22 protein-coding genes and 1 pseudogene are annotated in these 23,519 nt (G+C 58.3%); 15 read left to right on the top strand and 8 right to left on the bottom strand.

The genetic code is table 11. The features are described from left to right. Positions 1–71: 71 nt before the first annotated feature. The 4 genes and pseudogenes from ACR9ZQ_RS36300 to ACR9ZQ_RS36285 all read right to left on the bottom strand — a co-directional run bounded on the left by ACR9ZQ_RS36300 (position 72) and on the right by ACR9ZQ_RS36285 (position 3,898). Complete coding sequence (locus tag ACR9ZQ_RS36300; RefSeq protein WP_481430201.1) at positions 72–1,310, bottom strand: ABC transporter substrate-binding protein; 1,239 nt, start codon at positions 1,308–1,310, stop codon at positions 72–74. 40 nt (positions 1,311–1,350) lie between these two features. Beyond that, entirely contained in the window at positions 1,351–2,385 is a 1,035-nt protein-coding gene (locus ACR9ZQ_RS36295; protein ID WP_481430200.1) for a LacI family DNA-binding transcriptional regulator, read from the bottom strand. Between the two features lie 175 nt (positions 2,386–2,560). Next, positions 2,561–2,914, bottom strand: a complete 354-nt coding sequence (locus ACR9ZQ_RS36290) for a hypothetical protein (protein ID WP_113323718.1) — start codon at positions 2,912–2,914, stop codon at positions 2,561–2,563. 37 nt (positions 2,915–2,951) lie between these two features. Next, positions 2,952–3,898: pseudogene (locus ACR9ZQ_RS36285) on the bottom strand (GGDEF domain-containing protein). Between the two features lie 259 nt (positions 3,899–4,157). Between ACR9ZQ_RS36285 and ACR9ZQ_RS36280 the strand changes: the two are divergent. Next, positions 4,158–5,129 (top strand): alpha/beta fold hydrolase, encoded by a 972-nt coding sequence (locus ACR9ZQ_RS36280; protein WP_481430199.1) that lies wholly within the window; start codon positions 4,158–4,160, stop codon positions 5,127–5,129. A 56-nt stretch (positions 5,130–5,185) separates the two neighbouring features. Here ACR9ZQ_RS36280 and ACR9ZQ_RS36275 read toward each other — a convergent pair whose 3' ends face one another. Further along, positions 5,186–6,082, bottom strand: coding sequence for a LysR family transcriptional regulator (locus ACR9ZQ_RS36275; RefSeq protein WP_481430984.1), 897 nt, complete (start codon positions 6,080–6,082; stop codon positions 5,186–5,188). 772 nt (positions 6,083–6,854) lie between these two features. Here ACR9ZQ_RS36275 and ACR9ZQ_RS36270 point away from each other — a divergent pair. After that, on the top strand, positions 6,855–7,958 hold the full coding sequence (locus tag ACR9ZQ_RS36270; protein ID WP_481430198.1) for an NADH:flavin oxidoreductase/NADH oxidase: 1,104 nt from the start codon (positions 6,855–6,857) through the stop codon (positions 7,956–7,958). A gap of 119 nt (positions 7,959–8,077) precedes the next feature. Further along, the gene (locus ACR9ZQ_RS36265) at positions 8,078–9,196 is read left to right on the top strand and encodes a flavin-containing monooxygenase (RefSeq protein WP_481430197.1); all 1,119 of its coding nucleotides are present in this window, start codon (positions 8,078–8,080) and stop codon (positions 9,194–9,196) included. A gap of 37 nt (positions 9,197–9,233) precedes the next feature. On the opposite strand, the gene ACR9ZQ_RS36260 is transcribed toward ACR9ZQ_RS36265, so the two are convergent. Next, positions 9,234–9,701, bottom strand: a complete 468-nt coding sequence (locus tag ACR9ZQ_RS36260) for a GNAT family N-acetyltransferase (protein WP_481430196.1) — start codon at positions 9,699–9,701, stop codon at positions 9,234–9,236. After that, a complete protein-coding gene (locus tag ACR9ZQ_RS36255) occupies positions 9,698–10,687 on the bottom strand; it encodes an aminoglycoside phosphotransferase family protein (RefSeq protein WP_481430195.1) in 990 nt (329 codons plus the stop codon). Before ACR9ZQ_RS36255 ends, ACR9ZQ_RS36260 begins: the two co-directional genes overlap by 4 nt. 321 nt (positions 10,688–11,008) lie before the next feature. On the opposite strand from ACR9ZQ_RS36255, the gene msrA reads away from it, so the two are divergent. The 10 genes from msrA to ACR9ZQ_RS36205 all read left to right on the top strand — a co-directional run bounded on the left by msrA (position 11,009) and on the right by ACR9ZQ_RS36205 (position 21,467). Next, positions 11,009–11,521, top strand: coding sequence for a peptide-methionine (S)-S-oxide reductase MsrA (msrA, locus tag ACR9ZQ_RS36250; RefSeq protein WP_025668763.1), 513 nt, complete (start codon positions 11,009–11,011; stop codon positions 11,519–11,521). Positions 11,522–11,718: 197 nt separating this feature from the next. Next, positions 11,719–14,793: an ATP-binding protein gene (locus ACR9ZQ_RS36245; RefSeq protein ID WP_481430194.1), complete on the top strand. Its 3,075-nt coding sequence runs from the start codon at positions 11,719–11,721 to the stop codon at positions 14,791–14,793. A gap of 25 nt (positions 14,794–14,818) precedes the next feature. Further along, complete coding sequence (locus ACR9ZQ_RS36240) at positions 14,819–15,997, top strand: YcaO-like family protein (RefSeq protein ID WP_481430983.1); 1,179 nt, start codon at positions 14,819–14,821, stop codon at positions 15,995–15,997. A gap of 6 nt (positions 15,998–16,003) precedes the next feature. Continuing rightward, positions 16,004–16,747 (top strand): TfuA-like protein, encoded by a 744-nt coding sequence (locus ACR9ZQ_RS36235; protein WP_481430193.1) that lies wholly within the window; start codon positions 16,004–16,006, stop codon positions 16,745–16,747. Between the two features lie 45 nt (positions 16,748–16,792). Further along, the gene (locus ACR9ZQ_RS36230; protein WP_481430192.1) at positions 16,793–17,977 is read left to right on the top strand and encodes a gluzincin family metallopeptidase; all 1,185 of its coding nucleotides are present in this window, start codon (positions 16,793–16,795) and stop codon (positions 17,975–17,977) included. Between the two features lie 19 nt (positions 17,978–17,996). After that, a complete protein-coding gene (locus ACR9ZQ_RS36225; protein ID WP_310382507.1) occupies positions 17,997–18,539 on the top strand; it encodes a hypothetical protein in 543 nt (180 codons plus the stop codon). 261 nt (positions 18,540–18,800) lie between these two features. Continuing rightward, positions 18,801–19,511, top strand: coding sequence for a 7-cyano-7-deazaguanine synthase QueC (gene queC, locus ACR9ZQ_RS36220; RefSeq protein ID WP_310382733.1), 711 nt, complete (start codon positions 18,801–18,803; stop codon positions 19,509–19,511). Next, entirely contained in the window at positions 19,511–19,867 is a 357-nt protein-coding gene (gene queD / locus ACR9ZQ_RS36215) for a 6-carboxytetrahydropterin synthase QueD (RefSeq protein WP_310382508.1), read from the top strand. Before queC ends, queD begins: the two co-directional genes overlap by 1 nt. Then, complete coding sequence (gene queE, locus ACR9ZQ_RS36210; RefSeq protein WP_481430191.1) at positions 19,846–20,592, top strand: 7-carboxy-7-deazaguanine synthase QueE; 747 nt, start codon at positions 19,846–19,848, stop codon at positions 20,590–20,592. Before queD ends, queE begins: the two co-directional genes overlap by 22 nt. Positions 20,593–20,972: 380 nt before the next feature. After that, positions 20,973–21,467 (top strand): hypothetical protein, encoded by a 495-nt coding sequence (locus tag ACR9ZQ_RS36205; protein ID WP_481430190.1) that lies wholly within the window; start codon positions 20,973–20,975, stop codon positions 21,465–21,467. Between the two features lie 196 nt (positions 21,468–21,663). Here ACR9ZQ_RS36205 and ACR9ZQ_RS36200 read toward each other — a convergent pair whose 3' ends face one another. Further along, positions 21,664–22,218: a hypothetical protein gene (locus ACR9ZQ_RS36200; protein ID WP_310382511.1), complete on the bottom strand. Its 555-nt coding sequence runs from the start codon at positions 22,216–22,218 to the stop codon at positions 21,664–21,666. Positions 22,219–22,508: 290 nt separating this feature from the next. Here ACR9ZQ_RS36200 and ACR9ZQ_RS36195 point away from each other — a divergent pair, with 290 nt between their 5' ends. Continuing rightward, on the top strand, positions 22,509–22,982 hold the full coding sequence (locus ACR9ZQ_RS36195) for a hypothetical protein (protein ID WP_477818639.1): 474 nt from the start codon (positions 22,509–22,511) through the stop codon (positions 22,980–22,982). A 184-nt stretch (positions 22,983–23,166) separates the two neighbouring features. Beyond that, positions 23,167–23,433, top strand: a complete 267-nt coding sequence (locus ACR9ZQ_RS36190; RefSeq protein ID WP_481430189.1) for a DUF2277 domain-containing protein — start codon at positions 23,167–23,169, stop codon at positions 23,431–23,433. Positions 23,434–23,519 lie beyond the last annotated feature (86 nt).

Below are 23,519 nucleotides of genomic sequence, written 5' to 3'. Positions count from 1 at the left end.
CATTTTACGATTTCTTCAACCTGTGAATCGGCCGGGGAACTGCCACCGTCCCCCGGCCACGGCCGGGAGAGTTATTGGCCGCTGTCGATGATGGACTGCATCTCGGATTGGGCATTCGAGAATGCGCCATCGACGTCATCACCGAAGATCGCGGCGTTGGTGAAGGTCGCCCAGGGTCCGTTGGCGCTGTTGATCAGATCGTTGAACTGCAGCGTATAGGGTGTCTTGGCAACGGAGATCGCCTTCAGGCCCACCTGCATGCGGGGGTCGAGCCCGGCAAGCACCTGATCGGCAATGTCGCCGCGTGTCGGTAGGCTGCCGTATTTCGCCATGACCTTCTGGCCGTCCATCGAATAGATGTATTCGAGGAATTCCTTGACGGCATCGATCTTCTTCGTGCCCTTGGTGATGACGAAATTGTCGCCGCCAGCAAAGGACGAAGTCTTGCCATCGACGCTGGGGATCAGCGTCACGCCGAAGTTGATATCCGGATATTGGGTAACCAGCGTACCGATGGCGAAGGCGCCGAGGCTCTGCTGGCCGATCTTCCCGTTTGTGAAGCTCAGGAAGCTCGTGCCGTTATCGCTCGCAGCACTTGCCGGAACGAGATCCTTCTTGACCATATCGCGATAGAAGCCGACGGCCTTGCGCATTTGCGGCGTGTCGAGCGTAGCGGTCTTGCTGTCCTCCGAGAGGATATCGGCACCTGCACCCCAGACGAGCGGCGTGAAAGTGAAGATCATGCAGCCGCCGCAGCCGCCGCCAGAGAAGTAGAAGCCGTAAGTATCGTCGCCGAGCTTGCGGATCTTCTCGGCGTTGGCTTCGATTTCTTCCCAGGTCGTGGGCGCCTTTTCAGGATCGAGGCCGGCCTTCTTGTAGAGGTCCTTGTTCCAGGCAAAGACAGAAGTTTCGACCGACAGCGGCAGGCCGTAGATCTTGTCCTGATAGGTGCCAAGTTTGACATGTGATGGCGACAGCGAATTGAAATAGGGCAGGCTCTTTGCCCAGTCCGTCAGGTCCTCGAGCTGGCCCGCAGCGGCGAAGGCCGGGTTATAGATCAGGTCCATCGACAGGGCGTCGGGCGCTTGGCCGCCGGCGATTGCCGTTGCATATTTCTGCACCAGTTCGCCGAAGGGCACTTCGGTCGTGACCACCTGGTTTTCGTGGCTCGCATTATAGGCCTCGACAACCTTCTTGAAGGCATCGCCGATGCCTGTGCGGACCCACATTTCGATCTTTTCGGCAGCCGAGGCTGTCGAGACCAGGCAGAGGGTGGCAATACCGGTTGCCACCAATAGACGCTTCATCATGGCTCTCCTCCCAAGTTGGCGCGTCTCCTTCGCGCCGTTGCTATATTCCGAGGGTGTCACCCCCGCATGATTGCCGCACGACGAGACGGCACGGCAATTTCCTGATGCCGGGCTCCACCGAGCGTCCCTCCGCAAGCGCCAGAACCGTCAATCCGGCCTGCCGCCCCAGTTCCTTCAACTCCATATCCACCGTCGTCAGCGGCGGTCGCGTCTGGGCGGCGACAATCTCCCAATTGTCGAATCCCACCACCGAAACATCCTGCGGCACCCTGATGCCGCGTTCGCGCAGTGCATCGATGACGCCACGCGCAATCTGATCATTGCCGCAGAAGATGCCGTCGGGCCTTTCGCCGCCGCCGCTCCACAATCTTGCGACGGCTTCGTGGCCCCAGCTTTCCGACCAGACCCCGAACAGGACCGGCCGCTCTTCTCCCGCGACCCTGCGATAGGCATCGGCACGCTCGCGCACCGAGAAGAAATTCTCCGGTCCGGTGACATGCACCATCCGCTTGCGCCCAAGCTTTGCCAGCCACTCGACGGCAAGCCGCGCGCCCTGCGCATCATCGGAGCGGAAGGTGACACTTCCGGGCGCTCCTTCCGTAAACGCGTAGACCACAGGCACATTCAAATTCGACAGATCGACCGGTAACCGTCTATCCAGACGCTTTCCTGTTGCGATGATGCCATCAACCTGTTTGTCGAGCATAGCCTCGACATGAATCTGCGCCAGCGCCGGGTCCTCCTCAATCGCGCACAGAAAGACCGAAACGCCATGGTCGACGAGAGCATCCGATATGCCTGCCATGACCGGCAGGGTAAAACGGCCATAGGTATCGTTGGTGAGAAGCCCGATCGTGAAACTACGCTTGCTGAGCAGGCCTCTCGCCAAAGCGTTCGGCCTGTACCCAATCTCCGCCGCAATGCGCTTGACCCGCTCGCGCGTTTCCAGTCCCATCCGCCCCGTATCGTTCAGCGCCTTCGATGCCGTCGAGATGCTGATTCCAGCGGCAGCCGCGACATCGTGGATGGTGATCCGGTCTCTTTTTCCTCCTGTTGTGTCCAGCAACTCCTCCATCGAACTTGCGATGAGAAAAGCTTTTCCCTGTAAAATTGTCAAGTGAGAAAAGGTTTTCTCAGCTATCGTTGACCAGGTCTAGGGCCGATGAGCAGAGATGAACTGGTATCAACGATGAGCCGGCTTCTGATCGGAGGTAGGCGCGTCGGGCTTGTCAGTCTGTGATCGCAATCACTTACAGGTATCCGACATGGTCGCCGAATGGGATATCCTCATCCAGGTTGCCGCTGCCGATACGTTCGCTTTCGCCGGACAGGCGTTCTTCGTCCGGATCGGAAGCCTCTGCATGGGGGTGGGAGGAATGATGGTCCAGATGCCGATCCGCTGCCGGATCATCATCCGCATCGATACGATCTTCATCGCTACCGGCGGTATGGTGATCGTCTTTTTTCCCATTGCCGGCGGTGATCTTTGCCTGTCGCTCGGCGACCCAGGCATTGTCAGGTTCGGAGCCGATGGAGGTGCTGTGGTTCACGTGTGTGGCCGAGGAGGCTGCCGTGGGCGAGGTGGGCGCAATCTTTTCGACCATTGAAACTCCCTGGCTTATGGCCCGACTGGCGGCCTGGCTATGATGTCTGTCGCCCAAGCGGGTGCGCATGGGGATCGATGCTGATCTGGTCGCGGCCCCTCATCTTGGCCGCGTAGAGCGCCAGATCGGCTCTGCGATAGATATCATTGGCATAGTCTCCGCTCATGACACAGGCAATACCTGCAGAAAAACTGTAGCGGAAGCTGAGCTGGTCAGCCAGCGGGCGAGACTGCCTGACGGCAACCAGCATGCGATTGACGATCTCTACCGCTTCCTCGGGAACCGTGTTCGGAAGAACCAAAACAAACTCTTCGCCGCCGACGCGACCGAGAATATCCGTTTTGCGCACCATTTTCTGCAGCGTGGCCGCGAAATCCTTGAGAACGGCATCGCCGGCAGTATGGCCAAAGCGGTCATTGATATACTTGAAATTGTCGATGTCCAGAACCGCGAGGCAACCGACCTTCTCTTGTTGGTTGCCATAGCTGCGTACCAGCTCCTCAAGCTTCGACATGACGAAACGTCTGCTCGGGATACCGGTCAGCTCGTCGGTCTGGGAGGCTTTGATCGCGCTGTCGCGATCTTGCCGCAGCGTCCTCTGATCGGAGCGGATCGATGTCACGTCACTTGCGACACAGAGCATCCAGCCATTGGTCTGCATGGTCTCGGTCATCCACAACCATCGGCCGTCATGAAGATCGGTCTCAAAGGCGCGAAATCCGCTTTTGCCTCGACGGGCAAGCGTCGACAGCAGCCAGCTCTCAAAGTCAGCCGCGGCAACAATCGTTCCGCGGCGGCGTTAAAATTGCGCCGCATCAGCTCGGACCAGAGTGGTTGTTCGTCCTCTGCGATAAACCAGGCATCGCGAAATGCGCGATTGGTAAAACGCAACCGGTCATCCTGGTCGTAGACCGCAACCATGACGCCCGCAGCTTCCATCAGCTGCGCCATTTGCAACATCGCTTCCGTGTCACCCAAGGTCATCATGCCCTCAGAACAGATCATCATCTGCTTGAACTATCTGCCTGGCGTGAAGAAACAGTTAGCTGGTTTGCATATGCACAGGTGGTTCTGCGCCGTCACCGCTGGCTGATCGCGATTCCGCCCGTAATGGACTGCGAATTCTTCCTGTAAGTGGAATAATACCTTCCACGTTCTGCCGATTAACGGATTCCGGTGAATGGCTATGTTGGTGCCAGGCCAGCAAGGGCTGTTGGTGAATTTGTCAAAACGGAGAACTGAGATGAACAGACTGATCCTTTCCCTGATGCTGGCAACCGTCAGCATCGCTCCCCTTTCCCAAGCCGTCGCCGCTCCTGCCCAGCAGGTTGCGATCACCCAGCAGGTGCCGGTGACAGTGCACTATCGTTCGGCCAAGATCGATGGCGTCGACATGTTCTATCGTGAAGCCGGCCCGGCCGACGGCCCGGTCGTCCTGCTTCTGCACGGCTTCCCAACATCCTCGCACATGTTCCGCAACCTCATTCCGCTGCTGGCAGATCGCTATCACGTCATCGCGCCCGACTATCCGGGCTTCGGTCAGAGTGATGCACCCGATCACGCCAAGTTCGCCTACACCTTCAGCCATTATGCCGACATGGTCGATACGCTGATGACCCAACTCAGCGCCAAGAAATACGCCATGTATGTCATGGATTACGGCGCACCGGTCGGCTACCGTCTGGCTCTCAAGCATCCGGAACGGGTGAGCGGGTTGATCGTCCAGAACGGCAATGCCTATGAAGAAGGCCTGCGCGAGTTCTGGGATCCGATCAAGGCCTACTGGGCTGACGATTCGAAGGAGAAGCGCGAGGCGCTCTCCAATCTGGTAGTCCTCGATACCACCAAGTTCCAGTACACGGACGGCGTCAAGGACCTCACCCGCATCAGCCCCGACAACTGGGTTCACGATCAGGCCTTGCTCGACCGGCCGGGTAACAAGGATATCCAGCTCGACCTCTTCCACGATTACGGCACGAACGTCCCGCTCTACCCGCAGTTCCAGGCCTTCTTCCGCGAACGCAAGCCGCCGACGTTGATCGTCTGGGGCAAGAACGACAAGATCTTCCCGGAGGTCGGCGCACATCCTTACCTGCGTGATCTTCCGGACGCTGAAACGCACCTCCTCGACACAGGTCATTTCGCCCTTGAAGACAAGCTGGATGAGATGGCGCCCCTCATCCGCGATTTCCTCGATCGCAAGATCGCAAAGTAACAATCGCCTACATGAAGGCCCGCGCATTCAGAGATGAATACGCGGGCCTTTAGTTATCAATTGAAGTGCCTGTTGGATCTCAGCTTTTCCACCGAAAAATCGATGAAGCTTCGCACTTTTGCCGAAGCATACCGGCCTTCCGGATGGACGACATGGATCGGCAAAGCCTCCTCCTCATGCTCAGCCAGGATCGTGCGCAATTCGCCGGCCTCAAGCTGCGGCGCAATCTGGTAGGACAGAACGCGCGTCAGGCCCCAGCCGGAAGCAGCCGCCGAGATGGCAGCCTCGTTGGTGCTGCAGAAGAGACGGGGACTGACGTGGACGGTTGACTTCCTGTGCACACCAAAACGCCATTCGAGCGACGTCCACGCACTGGTAGAGGCGACAATGCGATGGTTCGACAGATCGCCGGGCGTCATCGGAACGCCATGCTTTTCAAAATAGACAGGGGATCCGCAGATGACGCGTCTCACCTGGCCGACGCGCGTCGCGGTGAGGCCGGAGTCGGGCAGATGACCGATGCGGATCGCGACATCGATACCTTCTTCGACCATGCCGACAACACGGTCGACGAACAGGCCGCGACCGATCACATCAGGGTAGAGATCCAGATATTCGGTCATTAGCGGCAGGACGAACATTGTGCCGAACATGGCAGAGGCAGTGACGGTGAGAGTGCCCGTCGGTCTGCCGTAGGCGCCGGCTGCGGCAGCTTCCGCCTCCGAGAGATCGGCGAGCAGCCTCTGGCAGTCTGCAAAATACTGGGCACCTGCTTCCGTCAGCTTGACGGACCGCGTCGTGCGCGTCAGCAGGCGCGTACCGATGATATCTTCCAGGGCAGACACCATGCGAGTGACTGCGGGAGGGCTCATGTGGAGTTGCCGTCCTGCGTCTGCAAAGCTCTCGGCCTCCGCGACCTTCACGAAGACCCTCATTGCCTGCCATCGATCCATGCGGTTCACACTGTCTTCAAAAGCTTAAGTCCCTGACAGAGATTTAAACGCTTTTATTCCGATCGCAATCTATCGGGCCCATAGCGCAAGCCGCTGAACGTCCGGCTTTTGATCTCGCCGTCGACGGCTTCAGCTTCTTGACGAGGGCTCGCAGTTCCGAAGCGATGTCGGGAGCGCCGAAAGCCTTCAATTGCCGACTTCCGAGGGCGCCTGCCGCTCCGTCACCGGCTTCTATCGCTAGCGCGAATTTGACGGCGATTTCGACAAACAGGTCGAAACTGCCTCCGCGCTTTGCAGCGTCGATTTCAGCTCCACTTAGCGCCATTTGCTTCGCCTCGAGCTCCAGGGATCGAAGAGCGTCGAAATCGCTTCTCGAACTTGCAAGTGCAAGTTCGATTTGTATGCGCACCAGGGGAGTGATGAGGTTCTTGCTCAAGCCATTCTCCATAGGCTGCGATAGCCATCGTCTCTTCGGTCACCGTTTGGAGCCTGCCGGCAGATATTGCTTGACGCTTGGTAGGCGGGGCCGTTCGCAGACGGAATATTGTTGGCGGAGCAATACACCCGGCCGCAGCCAGCCTGAACTGACATTCTGCTGAAGGCTTTCTTCCCCCTGACGCAACAATCGGACGAAGCTACCTCGCGAAGCCTCTCCGCAAAACGGACCCACACCAAAGAACAGTTCCTGACATTGGGAGGCTCTGCTAACCGTCGCAAAGATCCGACTGAGTGCTATAAACCAAGACAACCGAATACTGCTTCGAGGAACGTCATGCCCCAACCCGTCCTGTTTACCCCCTTCTCCGTGCCCAATCTCGAACTCGCCAACCGAATCGTGATCGCGCCCATGTGCCAGTATTCGGCCGTCGACGGCTGCATGACGGACTGGCATCTGATCCATCTCGGACAGCTTGCGCTTTCCGGCGCGGCATTGCTGACTATCGAAGCGACCGCTGTCGTCCCCGAAGGACGCATTACCTTTGCCGATGTCGGACTTTACGATGACGCTTCCGAGGCCGCGATGGCTCGTACGCTCGAAAGCATCAGGAAATGGTCGGATATGCCGATTGCCGTGCAATTGGCGCATGCCGGCCGCAAGGCCTCGACCGAGGTTCCCTGGAGAGGCGGCGGTCAGTTTTCGCCGACCGATCCGAACGGATGGCAGACCGAAGCGCCTTCCTCTGTCGCTTTCAACCCGAACTATGTGCCGCCGACTGCACTCGACCGCGATGGCATGAAGCGTGTCCGCGATGCCTTTGCAGCTGCCGCGCGGCGGGCTGCGAAAATCGGCATTGATGCCGTCCAGATCCATGGCGCCCATGGCTATCTGCTGCACCAGTTCCTGTCGCCTTTATCGAACCAGCGAACTGACGAATATGGCGGCTCGCTGGAAAACCGTGCTCGATTTCCGCTGGAGGTTCTCGATGCGGTGAGGGATGCCTTTCCCTCCGATCGGCCGGTGACGATGCGCGTTTCCGCCACAGACTGGGTCGAAGGCGGTCTGGAGATTTCCGAGAGCGTCGAATTTGCCAGGATGCTCGAAGCGAGAGGCTGCGATGCCATCCATGTATCGAGCGGCGGCCTGCATCCCTCTCAGGCAATCCCGATCAGCCCGAGCTACCAAGTGCCGCTCGCCCGGGCAATCAAAAGCGCCGTAAAAATGCCGGTCATCGCCGTCGGCCTGATCACCGAGCCGACGCAGGCCGAGGCAATCGTTGCGACGGGCGATGCAGACCTCATCGCGCTTGCTCGCGCCATCCTCTACGATCCGCGATGGCCGTGGCACGCAGCCGCCGAGCTCGGCGGGCAGGTGAAAGCGGCCAATCAATATCTCCGTTGCCAGCCGTCGCAGCTCAAAAACCTGTTTGCAAAATAAGATGGAGCGCGAATATCCCGCGCGAGGATAACGCTGGCTGCGTGATCGTCTAAGCTGCTGTCTGGCATTACGATTATGATGTACCCTTCCTGCCACGTTAAATGGGCAGGGAGGGGCTCATGACCGTTGCGGGCACAGTAATTGTCGGCGCAGGCCCCGCCGGGCTCGCCTGTGCGGCAGCGCTCGGGGCCAACGGCCGCTCCTCTATAATCCTCGAACGTGCGGATAATCTGGCTGCCTCGTGGCGAAGGCATTATGACCGGCTGCATCTGCACACCGCCAAGGCGCATTCAGGGCTGCCCGGAATGCCCATGCCGAGGGCGTTTCCAAGATATCCGTCGCGACTGCAGGTGATCGACTATTTCGAAGCCTATGCGCGCGCCAACGATATCAGTATACGGTTTGGCAAATCCGTCATCAGCGTCAGGCAGGGCCAAGACTGGATCGTCGAGACGAATGACGGAGACGCCTTGGAGGCCGAAACCGTCGTGATCGCGACCGGGCTTTCCAAAGCTCCCATAAAGCCGGTCTGGAAAGGCCAGGAAAGCTTCACCGGAAAGCTCCTGCATTCCTCCGAGTTCAGCAATGCGGGAGCACTCGGCGCGCGCAGGGTGCTTGTCGTTGGTTTTGGCAATTCGGCCGGCGAGATCGCGCTCGAATGCGCTGAGGCGGGTCTTGAGGTCGGCATGTCGGTGCGTGGGCCGATAAACATCGTTCCGCTGGAAATGTTCGGAATTCCAACCGCGACAATCGCCATCGCACAACAGCATTTTCCATACGGATTCGCTGACGCGGTCAATGCACCATTCCTGCGCTTGCGCTATCGCGACATGGGAAAACTGGGGCTGCAAAAATCCGCCAAGGGTCCTCTGACCGGTATTGCCGAGAAAAGCCGCACGCCCCTGATCGATATCGGAACCCTGGCTGAGATCAGAGCTGGCAAGATCAGGATATATCCGGGCATTGAAAGCTCGGATCGTCAGCAAGTGCATTTCGCCGATGGCCGATCGGCGGATTTCGATGCGATCATCCTGGCGACGGGCTATCGGCCCTCGCTGGAGACGATATTGCCTGATTTCGCCGAGAGGTTTGAGGGCGCGGAAAGGCCGAAAAGAGGAGAGCTCCAGCCCGGAAATGACGGCCTGTATTTCTGCGGATTCAACGCGGCCTCCACGGGCCTGTTGCGTCAAATCGGCATCGAGGCCGTCAGCATTGCCCGATCGATAGCAGAGCGCTGAAGAGCCCAAGACTTTGGGAGCACTTGGCCGGTCCCGTTCAAAGAAGCGGGCGGCACAAATCGATTTCATCCCGGATCGGAATCCCGTGATTGCCGATATCGGGAATGGTGGGCTTCAGTTTTCGTGCCTCATGAACTGCGCCAGGTCGAACCCGCCGCAGCTCGAAGCCTCGCTGTTGGTAGAAGCGCAGTGCTGCGAGGTTGTCGTTGGTCGTCATGACCCAAAGGCACCCAATACCCTGCTCGCGCAAAACATCGGCCAAGGCTTCGATCAATAGGGTACCGACACCCTGGCCGGGAGAGACCGCGTCCAGCGACATCAATTCTGCGTCGTTGCCCTCTAGCCGATACGTCGCCAGCCCGCGCTCGGGGTCGGCCACCAGCGCCGGAAGCGTCAGCAAGTCGAAGGCTTCGCCGTGAGCGATAACCGTTGTGCTACCCCATCGTTGCACGAGGAGTTTCGCAATCCAGTTAGCATCCTCTTTGGTAGCTGCGCGGGCCGTCATGCCTGATCATACCAAGGGTCAGGCCCTGTGACCATCCTGCGGAGGTCCCGGATCAATCCGCCGGGGCCATTCTCGGCCGCCGGATCCACGCCCAGCTTCGTCAGCCAGCACCACATGCTGACCCGATGGAAAAGCGTATAGAGCCAAAGCGTCCGGTCGATATCGGGATGATCGACCGGACCATAGCCTTCAAGAATGGGTCTATAGCTGCGCGGGTCTTCATGTGCCGAACAGAAGAGGGCCTTGGCAAGATCAAAGAGCCTGTCTGCTGCCCGTGCATTGCCGAAATCGACAAGCCCGCTGAGCTGAAGCCGGCCCACGTCGCCACGCAGGGCCAGCACATTGCCCTGGTGAAAATCGTCGTGGCAGAGCACGGCACCGCTGCTTTCCTGCAGAAGGCCGAAGTTTCCTTCTGCCAGCTGTTGCAGACTGCGCCCGAGATCGGCATCGCCGCCCAAATGGCGGAAGCGCCGAAACACGTCCTCGAACGCTGACGTCATATAGTCCGCATTCGTTGATATCGGTCTGTGGATCCCTTGGCCGAGTACGTAGCCATAGGCAGGCATTGGCATTGCATGGATGCGTCTCAGCAATTCTCCCATCTGGCGGTAAGCATTCTCAATATCCGGCTCAGCCATCCAGTCACGCAGCGAGCGGCCGGGTAGCAGCGGCAGCAAGGCGTAGCGCAGCGGCAAGAGGCTTCGCGACTCGTCGATCTCCAGCCACTTTGGAACGAGCGCTGTCAGCTCCGCGCACCAACCCGCCACAAGCCTCTCCTTCGCCGGCCCCCATTCGGGTTCGTCGGGATAGATTTTCAGCACCAGCGGTTCGCGGTTCGCGCCTGCAAGATCGATCCTGTAGACTTCCGTACTGCCGCCGTGCAGACGGGAAAAGCCGCCGGCGATAAAGCTGGGATCGAGGTTTTGGACGATCCGCTGAAATGTTTCCCTATCAAGCTCCAGGGTCATCCGTCTTTCTGGTGCCATGTTTAAACGCCCCCTGTGCGACGCCCGTGGCTGATTTTGAGAGGCGGTGCCAGAAATCACGAACCAGAAAACGCCGCCCGGATGACCGGACGGCGCAACGATTGATTCAGAGTGCTTTGACTTTTCTTGCTGGTCAATCTCGTTCGGCGCAAATTATGCTTTGAGCTGGACGAGTTGCTGGAAACCGGAATGTGTTTCAGGGAAGATCCCGACGCCGCCGCAGTGGACTGGCGATCATTGAGCCGAATACCCATATAGGCGTCAGCGGAGCGCACCTGACGATTCCCGCCCATCTTGCGCACATTTGGAAAGGACATGTCCATGACAACAGAACGTGCAGTACTTGCTGGCGGCTGCTTCTGGGGAATGCAGGACCTTATTCGACGGCTGCCCGGCGTTGTTTCAACGCGTGTCGGTTACACGGGCGGTGAAGTCCCCAATGCAACCTACCGCAATCACGGCAACCATGCCGAAGCGATAGAGATTATCTTCGATCCGCAAAAGACGAGCTATCGCGATATTCTGGAATTCTTCTTCCAGATCCATGATCCGTCGACCCGCAATCGCCAGGGCAATGACATTGGCGCAAGCTATCGGTCGGCAATCTTCTACGCAGATGAAAACCAGCGGCAGACGGCCGAAGATACGATCGCCGATGTGGATGCTTCCGGCCTTTGGCCAGGCAAGGTCGTGACGGAAGTCGTTCCCGTAAGCGATTTCTGGGAAGCCGAACCGGAACATCAGGATTATCTCGAGCGCATTCCAAATGGCTACACATGCCATTTTGCCCGCCCCGGCTGGAAATTGCCGAAGCGGCAGGCAAACGTCGCTTAAACTCGCTCTTCAGCGCGTTAAATTGACCCGACTTCATTAGCGGTGGCCTCTCGGCCGCCGCTTTCATTTTAACCGTTCGATCCGATCTAAACAGAGCCGCTGGAGATCGTACATTTGTCCGCCGACAATGCGGATAACGTGTGTTATCGTTCGCTTTGACGGATATGATTATCGATATCTGAGGGCAGGAGCCGCGTATGACTCGCGACGCGCCAATCGATAAGCAAGGGCGGTCTGCAAGCATCTCGACAGGCGATAGCCGCTCTTCTGAAAATCACGGCGAGCGGCGGGTCGTGACCGCGCTTTGCTATGATCTGGTCGGCTCTACGAATCTCTTCAATCTGATGGATATCGAAGACTATCAGGATCTGATGGCTGCCTTCCTGCAGGCGGCGCGCCAATCTATCAATGCGCATTCCGGCGTCATCCGGGTCGAGGCCGGGGATGGGGGAGTGGCGCTTTTCCCGATCGAGCTCGGACCGAGGGATGCCGCATCGGCCGCGATCCGCGCCGGCCTTGGAATTATCGAAGCGTGCCAGCGCCTCGCCCGCGATTTCCGTCGCGACGATATGCAAGTGCGCGTGGGCGTCGCGACCTCTGTTGCCTTGATCCGGGAGGCGCAGCTGCAGAACTGGATACATGAGCCCGTCACGGGTGCAGCACTCGCTCTTGCGACGCGGCTCGAGGCCGCTGCCCGGCCAAATACCGTGTTGGTTTCGGACGAAACCCGAAACCTCGCCGGCCGTTCGCACGCCTTCGTATCGGAAGGCGCCCGCTTATTGAAAGGCTTCTCGGAGCCAGAAAACGTCTGGAGAGCAATTGGCCATAAACGGGAGGTCGATCGGTTCCACGCCTTCGGAAGGCTGGACAGCACGTTCATTGGCCGCGTCGGGGAGCTTGAGCAGATCGGGAAAGCGTGGAAATCAGCCGTCGGCGGCCAAGGCAAGGTCGTTGTCATCACCGGCGAGGCCGGTATCGGCAAATCGCGGATGCTTCGACAAGTCCGGCAAATGATCCATACGCAGCCCGCAAAATCGCTGCTCTTTCAATGCCTGCCAGGAGGGGTTCGCTCCACGCTTCACCCGCTGCTCAACAGTTTTCCCCAGGCCCAGTCCGACACCGCTGGTGGCGGTCGGCTGACGATGGATATGGTCGCCGCTCAGTTTGCGCGTCAAGGCATCCAGGATCCCGAAGTCATCGACATTTTTTCTTATCTGCTCGGGGCGGAAAGGCGCAATGAAGCTCTCTCCGACAGTTCCCCCAAGGCGATACAGCAACGCGCACGACAGGCCCTGTCAAAAGCATTGAGCGTCATCTGCGAGCAAACGCCGCTGGTCATTGCGGTCGAGGACATTCACTGGATCGATCCTACTTCCGAGCATTTGCTGCGTGAAGCGGCCCGGCTTGTGCCCACGCTTCCCGTACTGCTGATCGTCACCTGCCGGCCGGGTTCCCATGTCGGCATGTTCGACGGGGACCGGCCGGAACATATTTCGCTCGGTCCGCTCGATCACGATGAAACACGACTGGCGATTGCCGCGCGCTGGCCGAGGGATCGTCAGGACGCGCTACCGCAACTGCTCGAAGTAACCGAACGCATATCCGGCGGTGTGCCGCTGTTCATCGAGGAGATATGTCAGTGGGCGTCTGAGATCGCGTCCGAAGACGTGATGCGCGTGCCGCCAAATCCGTCCCGCACTCATGTTTCGGCGTTTGAAGGAATCCTGGATTCTCGGCTCGAACATCTGGGTTCGGCCAGAGACGTGGCGCGCGCCGGGGCGGTGGCAGGTGATCGTTTCACCATTTCGCTGCTTCGCGCATTGCTGCCGGATGCGAGCAGGAAATCTCTCCTGCATGCCGCCGAAACGCTCTGCGAGACCGGATTTTTGACCCGCATGCGTGCTCATGGCGGTGTCGCGTATGGCTTTCGCCATGCTCTGATCCAGGAGACGATCTATAACGGTCTGCTTAAAACGCAACGCCAGCTTCTTCACCGGCGCCTGTTCACAGCCGCAAACAGCAATCGTCCGATCGCCAATTGGCTGGATGCGGGCGCACTCGCCCAGCACGCAGAGTCCGCGGGCCTTCGGGAGCATGCGATTTCGTTGTTCATAACGGCCGGAAAGGAACATGCCAGCCGTTCGGCAATGGTGGAGGCTCGCCACCATTTTGAGCGCGCCTTGGCGCTGTGTGAGAGCATGCCCGGAAGTGCTGCCGATGGCTTGTACCTCTCGGTTTTGACCGAGCTCGGACCGCTCCTGACGGCAACGGTCGGTCCCAACTCGGCACCAGCACGAATCCTTTACGAAAAAGGCGTCGAGGTCGCACGCCGCCAAGCGAAAGAAGATCAGCCCAAGTGGTTTCCAGTCTATTGGGGCTGGTGGCTGACCGGCCAGAACTTCATGGAGATGCGCAGTCGCGCCCGTGAAGTTCAGGTGATGCTGTCAGGAATTGCCGATCGCGAGATCGAACTCCAGGTCAATCATTCGATCTGGGCGATCGAGTTTAATGTCGGAAGACAGGAGGACGCCCAAAATGCGATACGGGCGGGGCTTGCGCTTTACGACGATGAGGCGGCTAAGGCGAGCCGCAATGTCTTCGGCGGCCATGACGCGAAGGTCTGTGGTCTCGGACAGTTGGCGCTATCCCTCTGGCTGACGGGTCAGACCGAGGCTTCCAGCAAGGCGCTTGCCGACATGGTCGCCTTTGTGGACAGCATCGCCCATATGCCGAGCAAGGCGCACTCGCTGGATACCGAGGCAGTATCGGCATTCTATCGCAACGACCATGCTCGTCTGGTCGAGATTTCCGGCAGGATGGGTGATTTTGCGAAAAAGCATGAACTGCAATCCCTGTCGGCACTCGCAATGCTCTTTCGCGGATGGGCGACAGCGCATGTCGAAAACCTGGCTCGCGGTCATGAGATGTTTCGCGCGGGCCTGGCGCTTCTGAAGGAGTTAGGAACCGTCGCCGACCTGCCGATCTATCTCTACATGCATGCGACCATGCTCGGTCATGCACGCAAGTATGAAGCAGCCATTGAGGTCGCCACCGACGCTATTCGTGAAGCGAGGGCGACAGGCCATGGTTACTGGCTCGCCGAACTCCACCGCCGTCGCGCACTGCTACTATCGAGCGCCAAGGCTGAAAAGCCGGCTCTCCTCTCGGATCTGAGGACCGCGATTACCATCGCCGAAGAACAGGGCGCGATTGCCCTGCTGCACCGGGCGCAACGGTCGGTGAAGGAGCTTGGCCTTGCTGGCGAGTTCTGATGTTTGCCCGGCATCCACGAACGAGATGCTCTCGGCATTTTATGCTGGGATCAAGGACGGAAGCGCCTCTCTTACATCTCCGGACTCGGACCCTGAGGAGGCGGCGGCTTATTTCCGTTCCCTGTTGCCGCTCTGCCGTCACGCCAGGATCACACGCATCGCCGATCTGACTGGCCTCGACCGGATCGGGCTTCCAATCATCCAGGCTATAAGACCGGCGGCGTTGTCGGAAGTCACTTCGCTCGGCCGCGGGATGTCCAAAGCGTCTGCTGCAGTCGGAGCAATCATGGAATCGCTCGAGCGCTTCTACGCCGAGGCGATTCCTACCTCCCGTGTCTTCCTGTCGACCGCAGAAAGGCTGGGGATCGGCGCTGAATCTTTCGATGGTTTCTGCCTTCATGCTTCCCGCACAAATTGGTATGACCGCGAGATCGCCTGGATCATGGGCGTTGATATGGCAACAGGCACTCCCACGCCCGTTCCGTTTGAACTCGTGCATACGATCTACACCGATCCGCCACCACCGCGTGACGGCATCTTTCTGCGCAGCACGACAGGCCTTGCATGCCACCGGTCAGACTTCGGCGCCTTGCGGCACGGACTCCTGGAGTGCCTAGAGCGTGACGCGATGGCTCGCGCGTTCGAAACCCATGGCTTCATGGACCGAATGAGGCTACCGATGTCCGGGTTGGGCTCAGCAGTTCGGGATGTTCTGTCGCGCATCGCCGAGCATAGAATATCGGCTGCCTTCTGGTATGCGCCGTCACCAGCACGGGTCCCGGTCGTCTGGTGCCAGACGATTGAAACTGGCGAAGGCGAAGCCATCCTGGCCCTCCCGACGGAAGGTTATTGTGCCGGCCCCGATCTCCATCAGGCGGCGTTCGGCGCCTTGCTTGAAGCACTGGCGGCCCGCGCTGGCGCGATATCGGGTGCGCGCGATGATCAGACACGGAAACATTATGCGAGGCCGGGCAAGGCCATGCTTGCCGACGCGCGCGATCTCATTCTTGGGGAAAATGTTCCATCGGTCGACTTTCCGGATGTTTTGCCCGCGGTTGCCGACCTCGCCGATCTCCTGGTACGGATCGTTACAGGTGGACTGGGGCCAGTTATCAGTGTTCCGGTCGCTTCGCAGAACGATCCGAACATTCATTGCGTACGCACGATCCTTGCAGGCATGCGCCCTTTTGCAGTCGAGCGGTGAGCCGGGATGGATCAGAAAGCGGAGAGCCCGATACTCGTTTTTCTCGGTCCGACCCTCCCTTTGCCGGAGGCGCAGCGCATTCTCGACGCCATCTACCTGCAGCCCGTTGCGCAGGGAGACATTATCCTTGCTGCGCACGCATTTCGCCCGAGGGCGATGGTCTTGATCGCCGGTCTTTTCGAGGACAGACCGGCCGTGCGTCACAAGGAAATACTTTGGGCCTTGTCGCAGGGCATTGTGATGATCGGCGCTGCAAGCATGGGCGCGCTCCGGGCTGCCGAACTGCACCCATTCGGAATGATCGGTGCAGGTCTCATCTATCGTTGGTACCGGCGGTGGCCGCTGACGGCGGAAGATGCGGTCGCAGTTCAATGCGGCCCCGCCGAACTCGGCTTCACGCCTCTTACCGAGGCTCTTGTCGATCTTCAGCGCAGTTTTAAGGCGCTCTTCCGTCTCAGCCTGATCTCGAAGGCCGAGATGGATGCAGGGATCGCAGCGGCCCGGCGGCTTAATTTTCGGGAGCGATCCCTTCGAAAGGTGCTGGTCGCCGCGCAATGGCTGCCGGAGAAGTCGGTCCTGCTGCGCAGCCATCTGATTGCGCAGAAGAAAGCCGATGCTCGATTGGCATTGCGGCTGGCTCCTGAACTGTCGAAGTTAAAACCGGCAAAGTTGCCCTATACGATAACCAATACTTTCCTGCGCGATCTAGAAGCCGGATCTATTGACATAATGTTAATTAGAAACTACTAATATTGTTTGATTGCCATACAACTCATCTCTTCGAGTAGTTGAGCTATGGAATTGTCTCCTGACATATCACTTAAAAGGTCCGCGCCGGCTCTTGGAACGCGATGCTGGATATTTCCCCAGCCGCCTTTTATCCTTGGCTACGAGCAGCCGGATCGTGTCTGGCTGTCGATATTGCCGGACGAGATTGGTGATGGTCCGAGCGACATATCGATGTATGTCGCAGATCCGCTGTTCGACAAGGAACCCTATGGTTTCAGCGGTTTTCCCCCTTATCGCGGCCCTCGGCGGCGGTCATTCCGGTTAGGCCCGGACCGCCACTTCGATAGCCTGGACCCAAGATCGCGCGACTATCTCGGTGTCCATGCCTATGCGTGCATTCATTTTGTTCTGGATGTCTGGCGCAATTATCTTGCCCGGCCGATGCATTGGTTCTTCTCCGATTTCTATCCGCGGCTCGAAATCGTTCCCTTTGTTCGGTGGGACAACGCACATGCGGGCTTCGGCTTCATCGAACTCGGTTGTTCGGAAGCGGCTGGCGAACAGTCGCCCTACGCGTTGAATTTCGACACAATTGCCCATGAGATCGGTCATCTTATCACGCTCTCGCAGACGGGACTTCCCGGCAACCTTTCTCGTGACGCGGATTTCTTTCCATTCTCCGAGGCCATCTCGGACAGCATATCATTGATTTCGTTTCTGCATTTCGATTCCGCCATCGACCGGTTGCTGCGCAGGACTAAAGGAAATCTGCTTCTTTATAACGAACTCAATCGCTTCGCGGAGACTAGCCCGGAGACACAAATCCGCCTTGCGACCAACTTCCGGCGCATGTCGGAAGTCACGAGTGAGGCTCACGATCGCTCACTGCCTCTTCTCGGTGCGATCTTCGATACGATCATCGAACTCTATCACCGGGAACTGGTCGCCAGTGGCTGCGCCGATCATCGTCTGCTCTCAGTCAATCTTCGCGATCTGACGCAGGACGAGTTTGACCGGTTCCGGCAAACAACGGCGGAAGCTTTTCGCGACAGACCGCTTTTCTTCAAGCTCGCCTTGATCAAGGCGAGGGATTCAGTGGGAGGGGCAATCGGTGCTGCGCTTCATAGGCTGGATCCGGACGCGATGCGTCTTGGGGATGCCGCGCTGGCTATTATCTCAGCTGCGGATTTGCGGGCTGCCGCGCAACTAGAGGAAAACTTTACATGGCGTGAAATCATCGGCTCGAGGTGAGCCAGAACAGGAGGGGAAAATGAGCTGCTGCTCTGAAAATCCGTTCGTCGGAACAGGCAATCTGCCATTCAATCCAAGCGAGGTTCGTCTCTACGGACGAAACGAATATTGTCCGCCCGAGGAAGCCCCGCAGCGATCTGAAGCTGCCCAGGCAAAACCCATCCGGGATGGCGGTGTTGAAGCCGGCAAGGACAAAATTAAGCTTAGGGTGGACAACTGCCACATTCTGATCGATCCCGGGAAGGTCGACATAGTCAGCATTGGCGTGATCTATGGCTATGCCTATGAGGGACACTGCTACAAGCTCCCGAAGCCGCGGATCATGTATCTCCCGGTCAAGGCTACGGAAATACCGGGGGACGACTGCGGATGCGATTGCGGTTACTCGAACGCACTTGGCTATTCCGTCTGGTCGTTGGACAAGCTTGAACGCGTGATCGCGCTCGATGTCCGCTCTGACGACATCAAGACGCTGATCCTTGATGAAAATCTGCCCGGCAACCGTTCGCCGCTCGCCTATGCACAGACGCAATCGCTGGCGCCGCAGCGGCCTCGCGATTGAGACCCTGCAAGCGTCCGGATTAAGATCGGGCTGCTCCTTTCGAAGCCTGGATGAGAGATACGACATCACCCGCTCGTTTCTGCCCGACACTGCGTGGCAGCCCGTCTTCGTAGGGAGGGGTTCCGCGTGGTCTGCGCGGACGCATCGGCGTCGATGGTTCCTGCCGGCAAAGTTACTGGACATCGCGGCATCGGAAGTTTAGTACGTGCCCCCGCTAACCGGTCGCAGCCCACCCGGTTCAACAAAACAAGGGATCCTAAAATGAAAGTACTTGTCGTCTGCTCAGGCGGACTTGATTCCATTTCGCTTGCATACAAGATTGCGGCGAACCACCAGCTGATCGGCCTGATCTCCTTCAACTACGGTCAACGGCATGTCAAAGAGCTGGAATTCGCGGCTCTCTGCGCACGAAGGCTCGACGTGCCACACGATATCATAGACATATCGAACGTCGGCAAGCACCTGACCGGCTCCGCCCTCACGGACGATGTCAAGGTTCCTGACGGGCACTACGCCGAAGAGACGATGAAGGCAACGGTCGTGCCGAACCGCAACGCCATCATGCTGTCGATCGCGTTCGGCCTTGCTGCTGCTCGTCACGCAGACGCCGTGGCGATTGCAGTCCATGGCGGAGACCACTTCATCTACCCAGACTGTCGGCCGGGCTTCATTTCGTCGTTTGAGGTCATGCAACAACATGCCCTTGAGGGATATGCCGAAGTCCGCTTGCTCGCTCCCTATGTGAACGCCACGAAGGCCGACATTGTCACAGATGGTGCGACGCATCGGACGCCTTTTGAAGAGACCTGGTCTTGTTATAAGGGCGGCCGTTTCCACTGCGGGAGATGTGGTACATGCGTCGAGCGTCGTGAAGCTTTCCATCTCGCCGGTGTCGAGGATCCGACCGTCTATGACGATCCGGATTTCTGGATTGCTGCGACCGGTGCATTCAGAGCAGATGAGGCAAAGTAATGTACCGGATTACCAAGGAATTCCATTTCTCCGCCTCGCATCAGCTGTCCCACCTTCCTGGCGACCACCAGTGCGCGCGTCTCCATGGCCACAATTACATAGTTGAGGTCGAGCTTGCCGCCTCTGAGTTGAACGAGGATGGCTTTGTCCGCGACTATCACGAGCTTTCGCCACTCAAGCGCTACATTGACGAGAGCTTCGATCACCGGCACCTCAATGATGTACTGGGCCATGATCGGGTGACATCCGAATGGCTCGCCAGGCATTTTTACGACTGGTGCAAGCAACGCCTGCCCGAGACGTCTGCCGTCAGGGTGAGCGAGACGCCGAAGACATGGGCGGAATATCGTCCATGACAGGCCGAGAGCAAAAGATCCGCATCAGCGAAATCTTCGGACCGACGATCCAGGGGGAAGGGCCGCTCATCGGCCTTCCAACCGTCTTCGTCAGAACGGGCGGCTGCGACTATCGCTGCGAATGGTGCGATACCCTCCATGCCGTCGACAGCGCCTTCCGCGACGAGTGGACGCCAATGACGGTCGACGATATCTGGTCGAAAGTGGAATTGCTCTCTCAAGGCTGTCCGCTGACGATTTCCCTGTCCGGTGGAAACCCGGCAATTCAGCCGCTCGGGCCGCTGATAGCTCGGGGAAAGCGCGATGGCTATCAATTCGCTTTGGAAACGCAGGGATCGATCGCCCAGGACTGGTTTGCAGAGCTGGATCATTTGATCCTCAGTCCCAAACCACCGTCTAGCGGTATGGAATTCAAGCTGGACGAACTAAAGGATTGCGTGGCGGCCGCGCGCAACGGTCCCGGGATTGCGATGAAAATCGTCATCTTCGATGACACTGACTATGCGTTTGCAAGGTCTGTCGCGAGGGAGTTCAAAGAGCTTCCGATCTTCCTGCAGCCAGGCAATCACACGCCGCCGGTGGAAGATGAAGCCTTGATCGATCTCGAGGGTATTCTCAACCGTATGCGGTGGCTGGTCGACAGGGTCGCCTCGGATCGGTGGTTTGATGCGCGCGTTCTCCCGCAGCTCCATGTCCTGCTTTGGGGAAACATGCGGGGTGTGTGATCACCTTTGAGGAAGGTTGCGGCCCGCCGCGCAGGAGCGGGAGTACCGATCTGAGGGTTGTCCTCCCGAGGCTTTAAGTGTCTCGGTACAATACCCCGGCTGGGATCGTCACGCCCGCTAGTACCTACAGGCGCTCGGCGGCTTCGCTCAGCTTCTCCGCGATCGGAGGGTTGTGCGGGCCTCTCCTCAATCGCTCGCCCCTCGCCAAAGACCGGAAAAACAAGCTTATTTTAGTGTTTGCTGCGGCATCGGGTAGCAGTCGGTTCGCCGCCGCTAAATTGACCTTATTGCTCCGCGACTTTTGCTCGACCGGGTGCCGAAAGCTCAATGCATCCGGCATGGCGCATACCCCCATGCGTCAATAAAACGGAGGAGAAAACATGTACAGACTTGCTTCTCTCGCGGTCGCCGCAGCACTTGGTGTCGGCGCCTTCATTGCCGCGTCAAGCGCCGATGCAATGACCATGCAGGATTGCAGCGCCAAATATAAAGCGGCGCAGGCAGCCAATAGTCTCAATGGCATGAAGTGGAACGACTTCCGCAAGGCGCAATGCGGAGCAGATGCCGCCGCAGCGACACCGGCAAAGTCCACTGCAGCGACGCCCGCAAAGCCCGCCGCGACCGACGAGCCGACGACCGCCAATACCGAGAATGCGGCCGAGCCCGCGCCGACCAAGGCCGTGGTCCCGAAGGGCGTGGTCTTCCCAACCAAGGTCGATGCAAAATATGCGAGTGAAACACCCGGCAAGGGCCGGATGCATACCTGCCTCGATCAGTACAATGCCGATAAAGCCAACAACAGCCTGAACGGCCTGACCTGGATCAAGAAGGGCGGCGGTTATTACAGCATCTGCAACAGCAAGCTAAAATCCTGAGATCACATATTGCATAATAGGCGTCGCGATGAAGCGGCGCCTTATCTCCATGCAAGGAGGACGCGATGAGTCTTCCCGACGATAGCGGCAGCCTCATCGGCAATGCCGTCAACAGTCATCCCGGCGGCCTCAGCGGCTTGATGTCGGAAGCCTTCACCGATTTCGGCGGGCCTGGTTAGTTGCGATCGAACGCGCATCAGTTCTCGATCTGTTGGTCCGAAACAACGCTGACGATGACCTCGTCGCTTCCGTTCGGATAAAGCGGCAGGTCGAGCGTAATCGCTTCCCGGCGCTCCGGGGACGATGCTTTGAAGAACTTTCTGGCGCGCCCCTGTCCATTCCCTTCTCCGGACGCTTTAGCATGCGTCTCGCTGACCAGCCGTCGTTCGAAGGCCGCAGCATCGATTTCCGCGAACGCCATGGTGCAGCTTTCGACGGTGTTGTCGCCTACGGACGCCCGTGCCACCACCAGCGCCCTGAACGGTACGTCTTCGCCAGCGCTCAGATTCCAGCCCTCCAACGCGACAGGATTTTCCACCGGCACCAGACTTGTGGTCATATCCTCTGCAAGTGCTGGCCAATCCCGTTCCTTTGCTACGGCAACCGTCCGTTGAAAATCCGTTCCCCGGTTGAGGCAGCGTTCATTGAACTGGTCAAAGGGATCTGGCTCGTCTGCCGCAACGACATCGGCAATGCTGGCAAGAAGAAACGTAATTGCGAAGCCATATGTCATCCATCGCATTAAAACCATGGGGTCTGCCTGTGGCCTTCGTCGGTTGTTACTGCGCCGCCTATATCTATCATCCCAATGAAAAAGGAAAAATCATGTCTCTCCACACCGGTGCTAAGTAATCCCGCACTCCGGGAGACATTTGATCGCCTTTAACCGGCTGGAAGATCAACCAACAAACACCTACATGTTGAGATACCAAAACATCGCGTTCGCACTAATCCAAGCGGCCAAGAGCCAGGCGATGACAAAGGCTTCATATCACCGCGTCCTTCAGGACGGCACAAAAGTAAAGAAACGAGACCCGCCATATGATTTTGCTGATAGTCGCGGTGGTGATCGTTATCGTTTTCTTCTTTCTGTTTCCAAAGCCGACGCTGCTTACCCTCACCGCACTCGTGGTCGTGGGCGGCGGTGTTGCGACCTTCATCTACTTCCAGCAAACAAACCGCGATGGATCGAGCGCCTCGATAGAAGGCACGAGCAGTGGAACTAAGGGATGCGTAGATCCTGCCAGGCCCGTTTTCGTTCGGCTTTTCAACGGTTCTCGTCAGCAGGTGGATGTCGTCCGCTTCCGACTGATCGCAAAACGTCGCGGCTTCAGCATTGAGTATTATTCTGATCACCTCACGAGCTATAAAATTATCGAGCCTGGCGGCACCTATGACGACTGCTGGGCGCTAAACCAATATCGAGGCCTGCAGACTTTGCCGGATAAATTGACACCACAGGAACTGGATTGGTCGGTCGAAATATCATCGGTTGAGTTCGCAAGTAATCGGTAGGTGTGGCGGCTCCGCCTTTGTCGCGGCCGAGTTAGAAGCGAGCTTGAACTCTCTTATCGAGGGAGCCGAGTTAAGACCGTTGTCCACACACGATCGGTGGTTGGAGTTGCCGCCCAGTCCGTTGCAATTAGCACTCACGGAACTAGCTTTTAAACGGTGGAGTGACGAAAAAGGAAAGCAAGGCATGTGCCGAAATATAAAGCCCCTATTCAACTTCGATCCACCAGCGACGGATGAGGAAATCCATGATGCGGCGCTTCAGTTCGTACGCAAGTTGAGCGGAACCACCAGGCCATCAAAACGCAATGAGGCCGCTTTTAAACACGCGGTGATATCGATCGCGAAATGCGCCAAGGAACTGCTTAATTCGCTAGAGACCTCTCAACCTCCTCGCGACCGCGACGAGGTGGCCGCGAAGGCCCGGGCACGGTCAGCGATCCGGTTCGCCTAAGAAAGCCGCGTTGCAATTCTTCCATTTGGTGGTGATTCGCCCTCGGACAGCGCCGTCCGATCGACAACTCCGAGGGTGTTTAATGG

This window comes from Rhizobium sp. KNZ14-9A, assembly GCF_056755015.1.
This window is presented reverse-complemented; position numbering and strand designations above follow the sequence as displayed.

Excerpts from the sequence above, each read along its gene's own strand:
- ACR9ZQ_RS36300 (WP_481430201.1), bottom strand. The coding sequence starts at position 1,310 with ATGATGAAGCGTCTATTGGTGGCAACCGGTATTGCCACCCTCTGCCTG.
- ACR9ZQ_RS36295 (WP_481430200.1), bottom strand. The coding sequence starts at position 2,385 with ATGGAGGAGTTGCTGGACACAACAGGAGGAAAAAGAGACCGGATCACC.
- ACR9ZQ_RS36290 (WP_113323718.1), bottom strand. The coding sequence starts at position 2,914 with ATGGTCGAAAAGATTGCGCCCACCTCGCCCACGGCAGCCTCCTCGGCC.
- ACR9ZQ_RS36280 (WP_481430199.1), top strand. The coding sequence starts at position 4,158 with ATGAACAGACTGATCCTTTCCCTGATGCTGGCAACCGTCAGCATCGCT.
- ACR9ZQ_RS36275 (WP_481430984.1), bottom strand. The coding sequence starts at position 6,082 with ATGGATCGATGGCAGGCAATGAGGGTCTTCGTGAAGGTCGCGGAGGCC.
- ACR9ZQ_RS36270 (WP_481430198.1), top strand. The coding sequence starts at position 6,855 with ATGCCCCAACCCGTCCTGTTTACCCCCTTCTCCGTGCCCAATCTCGAA.
- ACR9ZQ_RS36265 (WP_481430197.1), top strand. The coding sequence starts at position 8,078 with ATGACCGTTGCGGGCACAGTAATTGTCGGCGCAGGCCCCGCCGGGCTC.
- ACR9ZQ_RS36260 (WP_481430196.1), bottom strand. The coding sequence starts at position 9,701 with ATGACGGCCCGCGCAGCTACCAAAGAGGATGCTAACTGGATTGCGAAA.
- ACR9ZQ_RS36255 (WP_481430195.1), bottom strand. The coding sequence starts at position 10,687 with ATGGCACCAGAAAGACGGATGACCCTGGAGCTTGATAGGGAAACATTT.
- msrA (WP_025668763.1), top strand. The coding sequence starts at position 11,009 with ATGACAACAGAACGTGCAGTACTTGCTGGCGGCTGCTTCTGGGGAATG.
- ACR9ZQ_RS36245 (WP_481430194.1), top strand. The coding sequence starts at position 11,719 with ATGACTCGCGACGCGCCAATCGATAAGCAAGGGCGGTCTGCAAGCATC.
- ACR9ZQ_RS36240 (WP_481430983.1), top strand. The coding sequence starts at position 14,819 with ATGCTCTCGGCATTTTATGCTGGGATCAAGGACGGAAGCGCCTCTCTT.
- ACR9ZQ_RS36235 (WP_481430193.1), top strand. The coding sequence starts at position 16,004 with ATGGATCAGAAAGCGGAGAGCCCGATACTCGTTTTTCTCGGTCCGACC.
- ACR9ZQ_RS36230 (WP_481430192.1), top strand. The coding sequence starts at position 16,793 with ATGGAATTGTCTCCTGACATATCACTTAAAAGGTCCGCGCCGGCTCTT.
- ACR9ZQ_RS36225 (WP_310382507.1), top strand. The coding sequence starts at position 17,997 with ATGAGCTGCTGCTCTGAAAATCCGTTCGTCGGAACAGGCAATCTGCCA.
- queC (WP_310382733.1), top strand. The coding sequence starts at position 18,801 with ATGAAAGTACTTGTCGTCTGCTCAGGCGGACTTGATTCCATTTCGCTT.
- queD (WP_310382508.1), top strand. The coding sequence starts at position 19,511 with ATGTACCGGATTACCAAGGAATTCCATTTCTCCGCCTCGCATCAGCTG.
- queE (WP_481430191.1), top strand. The coding sequence starts at position 19,846 with ATGGGCGGAATATCGTCCATGACAGGCCGAGAGCAAAAGATCCGCATC.
- ACR9ZQ_RS36205 (WP_481430190.1), top strand. The coding sequence starts at position 20,973 with ATGTACAGACTTGCTTCTCTCGCGGTCGCCGCAGCACTTGGTGTCGGC.
- ACR9ZQ_RS36200 (WP_310382511.1), bottom strand. The coding sequence starts at position 22,218 with ATGGTTTTAATGCGATGGATGACATATGGCTTCGCAATTACGTTTCTT.
- ACR9ZQ_RS36195 (WP_477818639.1), top strand. The coding sequence starts at position 22,509 with ATGATTTTGCTGATAGTCGCGGTGGTGATCGTTATCGTTTTCTTCTTT.
- ACR9ZQ_RS36190 (WP_481430189.1), top strand. The coding sequence starts at position 23,167 with ATGTGCCGAAATATAAAGCCCCTATTCAACTTCGATCCACCAGCGACG.